Raw genomic sequence first — 11,544 nt, forward strand, 5'->3', positions numbered from 1 at the left:
ATTATTGTGCTAAAACGGTTTTCATTTGCCCTCGGGCAATCTCAAGCTCGTTAATTTTTGAGGAAATATCCACCAGGGTAACACCCATAAACTCATGAAGCACATTTACCGTAGTTACAATTTCTTCGTTTAAATTCGGCAATCTTAAAATTTCGATACTTTTTATAGAACCAATGTAACCTGTTGGCGCTGGTTCTTTTTTTAAGTAAAACTGATAACCGGTAAACAAAGCAACCGATTGTGCCATGTGTTCAATGAGTCCCGATTCCTGAAAAACGGTTCCGGATTCGAAAATATTATCTTCGGAAACTTTCAATCCCGCCACTACTTCATTCTCTGAAAAAGAAAGCAGCTTGTCAACCATGACAAACGGGTATTTCTGAGGGATTAAGCTCCCCACAAACGCTTTATCTACTATGGGCAATTGCATCTCCATTAGCAAACCGTTAAATAAGCATACGCATAGGAAAAACGACCGCTTTCCGGAACGGACAATAGAATTTTATCGCCTTTTTTCAGTTTTCCGGAATTCATCAATTCTTCCAACATCAAATAGATAGAGGCAGAACCAACATTTCCTACATGCTTTAAGTTCATAAACCATTTCTCCATGGGCACTTCGATTCCCTTATTGGCAAGAGATTCGTACAATCCTTTTACAAAATAATGCGAGGAAACATGCGGAAGAAAATAAGTGATATCCTCTGGAGTAATCCTGTTCTTATCCATGGCCGCCTTCATGCTCACCGCTCCTTTTTCAAGAATGTGCTGATCAAGAATTTTCACATCTTGTTTGATGGAAAACACCGATTCGGAAAGCCATTCACTGGTTTTATAATTGCTCCAGGGTTTGATGCTGCCGTCTTCCTGTTTGTCTCCACCGGCATACATACAGGCTTCCAGCTCGTGCGCATAAGAAAAGGCTTCCATCCATTCTATTTTCAATGGATTTTCCCCTCTTGGCTTGTTTTCCAATAAAAAAGCCGCTGCACCATCCGATAACATCCAGCGCAGAAAATCTTTTTTAAAGGCGATTATAGGTTGTTCCTCAAGGTTTTTGAGGTTTACAATTTCATTTTCGAATTTATCGGCCAACATCCAGGTAGAAACGCGTTCCGAACCCGTACAAACCGCATTGGTGGTATTCCCGGATTTTACCGAAAGATACCCGAATTTAAGGGCGTTCATCCCCGCATTGCAAACCCCCGATGAGGAATTAAGTTCTACCGATTGGTTTTGCAACAGTCCGTGAACCATGGCGGCATGGGAAGGCAATAAATTATCGGGAGTTGAAGTCCCGCACGATAAAAGTTCAAGGTCTTTTGAAGTGAAATCTGCATCAAAAAGACTCTGAACCGCCTGATTGGTTAATTCGGCATTGGTATGCGTAGGATTACCCATTTGGTCCAGAGCATAATAACGGGTGGTGATTCCATTATTGCGAAGGATGATTCTTCTCGCTTTAGAAGCGGTATTGTTGATTAAACCCAGAAAAGATTCCATCTCCTCATTGGAAACGGGCTTATTAGGCAAATATTTTCCGGATTTTGTAATGTAAACTTCAAACATAATATTCTTTATACCCCTCTGTAGTAGGCTTTTTCCTTTTTAATTCTGTTAAAAACCAAAGGATATTTTAAAAGATGCAAGATATAGACAATTGGCGATATTAACCAAATTGCAACAAATAAATAAACATTAAATACTTTGAGCCATTTTGGACGCGAATCGGTTTTTTTGATGATCAGTCCGGCCCATTTTTTGAACATTTTATTGGCTTTTTTATCCATTTCCACCAAAAAAGGTCGTATTTCCACGGCATCGTTCTCCAACAACTTTTCTTGAAGACCTTTAAATGAGTTTGATTTCAAATATTCTAAAAGAACAGTTCCAAATTTTCCGGCACCATCAATTTCCTGATCGGATACCCCCGGTTTGGGAAACATTCCGAATTTCTCTTTCTTTCCGGTAAACATCCACTGTACAATGGTAACCACACTAACATGGTTGATGTGACGGTCTACCAAAGCAATATTTCCAACCAAAGTTGCCTTTAATCCTTTAAGCAATACTTTCATTTTCTCCTGCGCCATCACCCACATATTGCGCGCACCAATCACGGTTACAACCGGAGTACCCGCAAAAAGTTGCTTAGCGGCATCACTTTTTAAAAACGAATTGACCGGAATTGAAGGAGATAAATACCAAACCTGATACCCTAAAATAATAAGGTCGTATTTCTTTTGCAAAATTTTATCCGAAGGGGGATGAATTACTGCGGGAATCTGTAAAAACGATTCGGGAAACGCGTCAAAAAATGACGGCTTGTCCCACGGAAATGGAAACGGTTTTTCCAATTGAATATCACAAAACGTAACGGTAATTTCCGGATCCGACAAAAGTGGAGCGGCCATATTTTTAACAATCTGTTCCAATTGACCGGATTGTGTGTAATAAAGTACTAATACGTTTTTCATGAACTGTTTTATTTGTTTTTCGGGGTTAACACATTCCAAAAATCGAAATAATTAAACCACTGCAGTGGATATTTTTTCAACATCGATTCCACACTGCTCGTGTAGGCTTTCAAGAGTCCTTGTTCGTCACGTTGCTTTACCTCAGCCATACGGGCGTACAAATGGTAATGCAGATTCGGCTCTTTCATCACATAGACAAAAACCACCGGTACTTTCAAACGGGATGCGATTAAAAAAGGTCCCGCCGGAAAATTAGCCGACTGTCCCAAAAGGGTTTCGCTCATCGATTTGGTTCCTTCAAAATAGCGATCACCCGTAAAACAAATCAATTCGTTATTGGCTAAAGCGTTGTTGATTTCAAAAATATGCGACAAATCGTCTTTAACAACAATGAATTTTATGGACGATTTTTTAGTGACACTTTCCAAATATTCCTTAATAACCGAATGTTCCCTGTCGGTAGTAACCAGATTGATTTGACACTCCAAGTCGATTTCTCCAAAGAAATGTTCGGCAATCTCGAAATTTCCAACGTGTGCACTGATTAAAACTCCGCCTTTTTTTTCTGCTAATAGCTTTTGAAGCAATTCTACGCCATCAAATTCATACGTAAATTTATTGCGCAAACCAGCTGAAATTGCTGTTTTATCAATAATCGTCTGACCAAAAGTAAAGTAACTTTTATAAACCCACAAAAGCGATTTTACAACCGAATATTTGTGGCGTTGTCGAAAATAATAATAAGTAGCCTGATTACTTTTACGCTGGAACAAAAAATAATAAAAAGCTACAAAAACCAAAACCGAATAAGCCGCTTTGATTCCGAGCTTTTTTATACAGAAAACAAATATTTTATACCCTAACAGAGTCCCTTTGGACTTACCATCCCATTGACTCATAGCATATTAGTTCTTATTTTGAATCTTGGTTTCGATTAAATTATAGAAATCTTCAAACGTAGCGATGCCCACAAAATCGGCCTCACCTAATTTTACCCCAAAATTTGCTTCGATGGAAACCACTAAATCCACATAGTCCAAGCTATCCAAACCTAAGGTATCCTTTAAATTTGACTCAGGAGAGATTACATCGGCATCTACTTCAAATTCTTCCACTAAAATTTCATTAACCTTCTCTAAAATCGTTTCTTTATTCATCTTTTATTCTTTTAATTTCCGTACCACAACTGCTGAATTTGTTCCTCCAAATCCAAAAGAATTCGACAAATATATATCAAAATTTTTATTTACCGTTTTTGAGGCAATATTTAACTTTTCGGAGGCTTCGTCCGATTGTTCGAAGTTAATGTTCGGCGCAATGAAACCGTGTTGCATCATCAAAGTCGAATAAATAAGCTCACTGGCTCCAGCCATCCAGCATTCGTGCCCGGTCATGGATTTGGTCGAACTTACATGCGGATTGCTTTCCCCGAAAACCTCATAAATCGCTCGGGCCTCATTAGCATCTCCCAAAGGTGTTGAAGTCGCATGAGCGTTGATGTACCCAACCTCATTTGGCTGAATTCCCGCCTGCGCTAAAGCACGTCGCATTGCCGTTGCCGGACCTTCCACGTTTGGTGTGGAAATATGCCCTCCGTTGGAAGAAAATCCGTAACCGATAACCTCTGCCACAATAGGAGCTCCACGTTTTATAGCCGATTCATAGCTCTCTAAAATAAGCGTTGCTCCACCACCACTGGGTACCAAACCGTCTCTTGAACTGTCAAAAGGACGGGAAGCTTTCGCCGGATTAGCTTCGTTAGGCGAAAAAACACCTAAACCGTCAAAACTGGCCATTGCATATTTATTAATTTCCTGAGCACCACCGCAAATGATGATGTCCTGTAATCCGCTTTTAATCAAATGAAAACCTAAACCTACCGAATGCGAACCACTGGCACAAGCCGCGCTGATGGTCATGTTCACCCCGCGCAAACGAAAAATGGTGGATAGGTTCATAGTAACGGTTGAATTCATCGATTTGAAAATCGCTCCCGAACCAATCAAAGCCGTATCTTTCTTCTCACGAATAATATCGGTAGCTTCAATAATCGCTTTGGAAACACTGTCGTTACCGTATAAAATCCCTACTTCGTGCTCGTCAAAAAAAGCATCATCAATTTTTGCATTCTGAAGCGCTTCGATAGTTGCCATATAGGCATATTCCGTTTCTTCCCCAATGCTGATACGCTGACGACGGTTAAGCAGGTTTTTCAAATCGGGTTTCGGAACCATTCCGGTCAAAGCCGACTGAAAGCCGAATTCTTTTCGCTCCTGATCATACACAATTCCTGATTTCCCCTCGTAAAGTGATTGCTTCACTTCTTCCAACGAAGTTCCAATACAGGAATAAATTCCCATTCCGGTGATCACAACTCTTCTTTCCATCTTCTGATTTATAACCTTATGAATAAATTCCTCCGTTAATATTGATTACTTCTCCCGTAATGTATCCGGCCTTTGAAGACGTTAAAAACCCAACCAAATCGGCTACTTCTTCGGCCTCTCCAAAACGGTTTACAGGGATCATTTTTACTAATTCTTTTTCATCCAAAGCTCCGGTCATATCGGTTCGGATGAATCCCGGTGCTACTGCATTCACCGTAATATTGCGTTTGGCTACTTCCTGAGCCAATGCTTTGGTAGCCGCTACCACAGCTCCTTTTGCTGCAGAATAATTTGTTTGGCCCGGTGTTCCTTTTACTCCGGAAACCGAAACCATATTAACTATACGCCCATATTTGTTGCGCAACATTTTTTGAATGAAGAAATTCGTCACGTTGAAAAAACCGTTCAGGCTGGTATTGATTACATTGCTCCAGTCTTCATGGCTCATCCACATAAACAACCCATCACGCGTTATTCCCGCGTTGTTTACAATTACCTCAACCACCGCTTCCGGATTGGCTTCCTGCCAAGCAGTTAAAGCTGTTTTCACTTCCTCCGAATCGGACACGTTAAATTTTATAATCTCTCCAGTTGCTCCTTTTTTTACAACTTCTTCCAAAGTTTTTTCGGCCGCTTCCTGATTTGCCTGATAATTAATCAGGATGTGGTATTTTTTATCATCTGCTAATCGCTGACAAATAGCGCTCCCGATTCCGCGGGAACCTCCTGTTACTAAAGCACATTTCATCATCTTATTCTGCCATTAAATAGTCTTTCACTTTCTGAACAAACGGATACATTACCTGATCCTGTTTAAATTCCGGAATAATGTTTCGCACCTCATCGTACATTTTTCGGGTTGTCGACGAAATTTCATTTTTATACCCTAACGCATCGATTGCCTGTACAATGGTAATTAATTCGATAGCCAAAACCTCAAAGGCATTCTCAATTACTTTTCCGGTAATTACCGCCGCATTGGTTCCCATACTCACTATATCCTGATTGTCGTTGTTGTTCGGGATACTGTGAATATACATCGAACTTGACAGCGTTTGACATTCTGCTGTGGTTGAAGTTGCGGTAAACTGAACGCCCTGCATCCCAAAATTAAACCCTAAGGTCCCCAAATTTACAAAAGGAGGCAAAATTTCATTCAATTTCGAATTCAATAAATAATTTAACTGACGCTCGGCCAACATGGTCAATTTAGTGATTACCAACTTCAACTTATCCATTTCCAAAGAGATATAATCGCCGTGGAAGTTTCCTCCATGGTACACGTGCTGGTTTTTCACATCTACGATTGGGTTGTCGTTTGCGGAATTGATTTCATTTTCCAAAATCGCGGAAACCGAATTAATCGTATCCAAAACAGGGCCTAAAATTTGAGGTACACAACGCAACGAATAATATTCCTGAACTTTTTCCTTAAATACGTCTTCGGTGTTATCACCCGTATATAAATGATCTTCTCTTTTACGAACCAAACTGCTGTCGGTCAAGTTCTCACGCATTCTCTTAGCGATTTGCTGCTGACCAAAATGACGTTTGGTATTGTTTAATTCTGCGGAAAGATGATCGTCGTATGCTTTTACAATCTCGTTGATTGCACAAGAACATTTGATAGCCCAATCCAAAACTTTCTCAGCATTGTGAACATTTACAATCCCGATTCCGGTCATGACCGAAGTTCCGTTCATCAGCGCTAACCCTTCACGAATTTCAACATTGATTGGTTCTAAGCCTTCAATTTCAAACACTTCTTTGGTTGCTCTTCGTTCCCCTTTATAAAACACTTCGCCTTCCCCAATTAAAGTTAAAGCCAAATGCGCTAATTGAACCAAGTCTCCACTAGCTCCCACACCACCATGTTCAAAAATTAGCGGTGTAATATCGCGGTTGATAAATTCTTTCATCAAATGAATTACCGAAGGATGTACTCCTGAATTTCCCAACGAAAGCGTATTCAAACGCGCTAAAATTGCCGATTTTACACAAACTGGACTAAGCGGTTTTCCTGTTCCTGATGAGTGGCTTCGAATTAGGTTATATTGCAATTGTAAACGGTCTTCGTCTTTGATTCGGTACTGCGCCATAGGACCAAAACCGGTATTCACACCATAGATCACCTTATTGCCTGAGAATTCTTTAAGAAAAGTAAAGCTTTCCTCCACACGCTTCAACACCGCATCGCTTACTTCTAACTTATTGTTTTTAAAAACAATGGCTGAAAATTCTTCAAGGCTTAAAAATTCATTTATCGTACTCATCAAATTAGTGTTTTTACCTACAAAAAATAGCAGGTAATTTTATTTCTATTTTAAAAATATGTATTTACATTTGAACGCCTCAAAGGTAACATATTCTTAAAAAGAAAAAAGAAAAATATGAGACAGGAGTTTGTAGATGTTTTAGTGATTGGTGCTGGGCCATCCGGGTGTGTTTCCGCCTCTTACCTTCACAATAACGGGGTAAAAGTAAAAGTCGTAGAGAAAACAAAATTCCCTCGTTTGGTTGTTGGCGAAAGTCTTATCCCAAGGGTAATGGATCATTTTGACGAAGCAGGTTTGTTTGAGGCATTGGACGCTATGAATTTCGAGAAGAAACTAGGCGCCCGATTCATTAGAGGAGAGGAAATCTGTGTTTTTGATTTCAGTAACAAATTCTCGGAAGGCTGGGACTGGACCTGGCAGGTTCCAAGAGCAGATTTTGACAACACCCTTGCTCAGGAAGTGATCCGAAAAGGTATTGATCTTGAATTTGAAAGTGAAGTTTTAGCGGTTGAATTTAATGGAAGTGATTCAATAACAACTGTAAAAGACAAGGAAGGAAATACAAAAGAAATTCACGCAAAATTCATCATTGATTCCAGCGGATACGGTCGTGTTCTTCCAAGATTATTAGATCTGGACACCCCTTCAAAACTGGATCCGCATTCATCCATTTTCACCCATGTTAAAGATGTAAATCGTCCGGAAGGCGAAGAAGGAACTTTGATTTCCTTTGACATTCTGGAAACCGAAGTTTGGTTGTGGGTGATTCCTTTCTCAAACGGCAACACCAGTTTAGGAGTAGTGGGCCCAACGGAATTCATCAATTCGCTTTCTACCAATAAAGATAATGCGGAAGCTTTAAAAAATGCCATTCAATTATCAGAGTATTACATTAAACGTTTCGGCGGGGTTGATTTTCTTTTCGAACCGGTAAAACTGGAAAATTATTCCCGTTCGGTTAAAAAAATGTATGGAAATGGTTTTGCACTAACCGGAAACAGTTCTGAATTTTTAGATCCTGTTTTTTCTTCGGGGGTTGCCTTTGCTACCGAATCGGGAATGCTCTCCGCCAAATTAATTCACCGCCAATTGCAAGGTGAGAAAATCGACTGGGAAGTTGAATTCACCCAATATATGAAAAGCGGTATCGGAGTTTTCACCACTTACGTAAAAGAGTGGTACACCGGAAACCTTCAGACTTTATTTTTCCATCAACCGGAAAATCCGGAGGTAAAACGAAAAATCTGTGCGGTTTTGGCCGGTTATGTTTGGGATCAGGAGAACCCGTTTGTTAAAAAACATGACAATGTCATTAAGAACATGGCCCATCTTTTACGATTGGAACAAGAACAACGAACCATAAAAAACCCGGAATAATCCGGGTTTTCTTTTTTACACAATCCTGTATAAAGTCTTATTTCGACTCTACAGTCATGCGGGTGTACTCGTAAATCAAATAGCTTAAATAACCCCATTCGATTGAGTTTAAGGGATATTGCTTAATGAATTCTGCATTATCGCCAAACAATTCGTTGTAGTACTCTTTAAAATCAGAGGAGTGCAACCAAAAGATTTTATCTCCTTTTTTAACGTAGTAGGATTTGATGACACCCCCTCCTAATTGAGGACTCATCATACCGTTAATTCCGAACGAGGCACCACCGGTTTCTTTCGCATTAGGATCACCATAAACCTCGATAATACTGTTAAAAGAAGGGTTGATTAATTGCATCAAATATTCTTTCTGTTCTTTTTTATTTTTCAAAGAAACCAATTGATTTTTATAATAAACCGTCTCTTTGTTTGTAGCTTTTTTCATGTCCTTTGTAGACAAACTTCTGATATTGGTCGCATTTTTGAATGCTTTCATTCCTTTTTCAAATCCGGCAGGAGCTAAATACAATTCTGAAATTGCTGCGGCATCAAACGCATCAACTTTCCCTGTGATGCTGTCTTTAACTTCAATGTTTGAAATCTGTCCTTTCTTTCTATCGATATCTTCAAAATAACCTTTAATGGTTCTTCCGTCTTTTAAAACTACTGTGGAAGTTTTTTTATTATTTACAGAAAGGAAGACCTCTTCAAACAAATAGGTTTCCATTTCTTTAATTTTCGCTTTCTCGTATTTAATTTTTTCTGCTTTTTGAGAGAACCCAAAACACGTCGCAAACAACATTACTAAAACTGTAATTTTTTTCATATTCATTATGTTAAATTTTGTCCTAAAAATAGCACTTATTTTCAAAACAAAAACACTTCCAATATTTTAATTACATTTGTTCAGCATAATTAGCCTGTACAACAATGTAGCTACTGCACTTTCAGTCTCATTGGACAAAAATAAAAGTCAAACGTCATTTTTCATTTAAACGATAAGTATGAATATAAACAACGGAACCTTACACACTTCTATTTCGAATAAAATTGCAACAGTTACTTTTGCTCATCCGGCAAGCAATTCGTTTCCCAGCGAACAATTACAGCGTTTAACAGATGAGATCAACCTTTTAAGCAACAATAGCGAAGTTTCCCTAATCCTATTAAAAAGTGAAGGAACCGGGGCCTTTTGTGCCGGTGCTTCTTTTGATGAATTGCTGGCGGTTTCCAACTTAGAAGAAGGTGCGAAATTCTTCTCAGGATTTGCCAATGTGATCAATGCAATGCGCAACTGTTCCAAATTAATCGTCGGAAGAATTCACGGTAAGGCCGTAGGCGGTGGTGTTGGATTGGCTGCAGCTTGCGATTATGCACTGGCCACAACCCAAAGCGCCATCAAACTATCGGAATTGGCTATCGGAATTGGCCCTTTTGTAATTGAACCCGCCGTTTCCAGAAAAATCGGAAAATCTGCTTTAGGGGAAATGACTTTAGCCGCACATGAGTGGAAAAGCGCTTCTTGGGCACAGGAAAAAGGTTTGTATGCCAATGTTTTCGAATCTGTTGATGAATTGGATCAGGAACTGGACAGCTTTACTTCCAAACTAGCCTCCTACAACCCGGAAGCGTTAGCCGAAATGAAAAAAGTGTTGTGGGAAGGCACCGAAAACTGGGGCACCTTATTATATGAAAGAGCCGGAATTTCAGGACGTTTGGTACTTTCCGATTTTACCGTAAATGCTTTAAATCAATTTAAGAAAAAATAAAAAAAAGCGCCCTGTACTAAGGGCGCTTTTTTATCTGGTTTTCAGCCAACCGGTAATACTTAATCGGGGTTGTTTCACGGTTTTTACTTCGTGTTCCAGAACCTGGCTTTCAAAAATGACCATTCTTCCTTTTTTAGGAACGATGTTTTGGGTAATTTCAACTCCATTTTCATTAAGATAAATCGCCAGTTCTCCTCCAAAATCATCCTGCCAGTTTTCATCATTCAAATAACACACCATCGAAAGCTTGCGGCGCGAATCATTCTGAAACGTATCCAAATGGCGTTTGTAAAAAGTCCCTTCCGGATACAGTGCATAATGAAATTCTTTATCCTGAATCCCTAAAAAACAGGTTCGGTTCAAGTAATTTACAAAATCGTTTATGCGGTTAAAAAAGACCGTTTCCACTTCATCTTGAATTTCCTCATCCATCCAAAGGATAAAATCCCCGCGAACAGCTTCTGCAATGTGCTGGTCTGCTAAATTTCCAATGGCCGATTTTTTAAAGTTGTTTTCCTCGTACTTTTTCAGCAAATTTCCTCGAAGAATGTTCACTTCATCCGGAGTAAAAAAATCATCGGCCACACAGAATTTCTGCTGCATCAAATCATCAATAATCACTTCGTATTTCGGGTTCAATTCAAAATCACTCATAAACAAAACTATTGGCCAAAGATACAAAATGTTACTGCTTGATTTTATTTCTTAAATTTGCAGCCTAATACTTTTATAATGGCAAACATTCGAATCACCAAACAGTTTACTTTCGAAACCGGGCATGCGCTTTACGGATACGACGGGAAATGTAAAAATGTTCACGGACACAGTTATAAGCTTTCCGTTACCGTGATTGGTCAACCGATTACCGACACCACCAATGTAAAGTTCGGAATGGTCATTGACTTTGGCGATTTGAAAAAAATTGTAAAAGAAGACATTGTTGATGTTTTCGACCACGCAACGGTTTTCAACAAAAACACTCCGCATATTGAACTGGCCAATGAACTTAAACAAAGAGGCCATCATGTTATTTTAGTGGACTATCAACCAACCAGTGAAAATATGGTTATTGATTTTGCCGAAAAAATCAAGAGCCGTCTTCCTAAAAGCATCCAACTGCACTCGCTGAAACTTCAGGAAACAGAAACCTCGTTTGCCGAGTGGTACCAATCCGATAATTAATTATTTTAATAAAATTTGAAATAAAAAAGCGTTCCATAATCGGAACGCTTTTTTATTTTTGGTGTTTGGATTTAGTTTG

The 11,544-nt window shown here is 39.3% G+C and carries 13 protein-coding genes; 3 read left to right on the forward strand and 10 right to left on the reverse strand.

Going from position 1 to position 11,544, the window contains the following annotated elements; genetic code table 11:
* Position 1: 1 nt before the first annotated feature.
* The 8 genes from LZZ90_RS05570 to hutH are packed head-to-tail and all read right to left on the reverse strand — an operon-like array spanning position 2 to position 7,137.
* Positions 2-436 (reverse strand): hypothetical protein, encoded by a 435-nt coding sequence (locus LZZ90_RS05570; protein WP_237789690.1) that lies wholly within the window; start codon positions 434-436, stop codon positions 2-4.
* Positions 436-1,569, reverse strand: a complete 1,134-nt coding sequence (locus LZZ90_RS05575) for a beta-ketoacyl-ACP synthase III (RefSeq protein WP_237789691.1) — start codon at positions 1,567-1,569, stop codon at positions 436-438. Before LZZ90_RS05575 ends, LZZ90_RS05570 begins: the two co-directional genes overlap by 1 nt.
* A gap of 8 nt (positions 1,570-1,577) precedes the next feature.
* On the reverse strand, positions 1,578-2,477 hold the full coding sequence (locus LZZ90_RS05580) for a dialkylrecorsinol condensing enzyme DarA (protein ID WP_237789692.1): 900 nt from the start codon (positions 2,475-2,477) through the stop codon (positions 1,578-1,580).
* Positions 2,478-2,485: 8 nt separating this feature from the next.
* Positions 2,486-3,376, reverse strand: a complete 891-nt coding sequence (locus LZZ90_RS05585; protein ID WP_237789693.1) for a lipid A biosynthesis acyltransferase — start codon at positions 3,374-3,376, stop codon at positions 2,486-2,488.
* A gap of 6 nt (positions 3,377-3,382) precedes the next feature.
* On the reverse strand, positions 3,383-3,634 hold the full coding sequence (locus LZZ90_RS05590) for an acyl carrier protein (RefSeq protein WP_237789694.1): 252 nt from the start codon (positions 3,632-3,634) through the stop codon (positions 3,383-3,385).
* 3 nt (positions 3,635-3,637) lie between these two features.
* Positions 3,638-4,864 (reverse strand): beta-ketoacyl synthase, encoded by a 1,227-nt coding sequence (locus LZZ90_RS05595; protein WP_237789695.1) that lies wholly within the window; start codon positions 4,862-4,864, stop codon positions 3,638-3,640.
* Between the two features lie 16 nt (positions 4,865-4,880).
* Positions 4,881-5,612, reverse strand: coding sequence for a 3-oxoacyl-ACP reductase FabG (gene fabG, locus LZZ90_RS05600; protein WP_237789716.1), 732 nt, complete (start codon positions 5,610-5,612; stop codon positions 4,881-4,883).
* Between the two features lie 4 nt (positions 5,613-5,616).
* Positions 5,617-7,137, reverse strand: coding sequence for a histidine ammonia-lyase (hutH, locus tag LZZ90_RS05605; protein ID WP_237789696.1), 1,521 nt, complete (start codon positions 7,135-7,137; stop codon positions 5,617-5,619).
* Positions 7,138-7,254: 117 nt separating this feature from the next.
* Here hutH and LZZ90_RS05610 point away from each other — a divergent pair, with 117 nt between their 5' ends.
* Positions 7,255-8,517 (forward strand): NAD(P)/FAD-dependent oxidoreductase, encoded by a 1,263-nt coding sequence (locus LZZ90_RS05610; protein WP_237789697.1) that lies wholly within the window; start codon positions 7,255-7,257, stop codon positions 8,515-8,517.
* A 37-nt stretch (positions 8,518-8,554) separates the two neighbouring features.
* Here the strand turns inward: LZZ90_RS05610 and LZZ90_RS05615 are convergent, their stop codons facing one another.
* The gene (locus LZZ90_RS05615; RefSeq protein WP_237789698.1) at positions 8,555-9,340 is read right to left on the reverse strand and encodes a hypothetical protein; all 786 of its coding nucleotides are present in this window, start codon (positions 9,338-9,340) and stop codon (positions 8,555-8,557) included.
* Positions 9,341-9,518: 178 nt separating this feature from the next.
* Between LZZ90_RS05615 and LZZ90_RS05620 the strand changes: the two genes are divergently transcribed.
* Positions 9,519-10,283, forward strand: a complete 765-nt coding sequence (locus LZZ90_RS05620) for an enoyl-CoA hydratase/isomerase family protein (RefSeq protein ID WP_237789699.1) — start codon at positions 9,519-9,521, stop codon at positions 10,281-10,283.
* 30 nt (positions 10,284-10,313) lie between these two features.
* On the opposite strand, the gene LZZ90_RS05625 is transcribed toward LZZ90_RS05620, so the two are convergent.
* A complete protein-coding gene (locus tag LZZ90_RS05625; protein ID WP_237789700.1) occupies positions 10,314-10,937 on the reverse strand; it encodes a 2OG-Fe(II) oxygenase in 624 nt (207 codons plus the stop codon).
* Positions 10,938-11,015: 78 nt separating this feature from the next.
* Here LZZ90_RS05625 and LZZ90_RS05630 point away from each other — a divergent pair, with 78 nt between their 5' ends.
* Positions 11,016-11,465, forward strand: coding sequence for a 6-carboxytetrahydropterin synthase (locus LZZ90_RS05630; RefSeq protein WP_237789701.1), 450 nt, complete (start codon positions 11,016-11,018; stop codon positions 11,463-11,465).
* Positions 11,466-11,544: the final 79 nt, after the last annotated feature.

Source organism: Flavobacterium sp. SM15, assembly GCF_022012335.1.
Lineage (GTDB): Bacteria > Bacteroidota > Bacteroidia > Flavobacteriales > Flavobacteriaceae > Flavobacterium.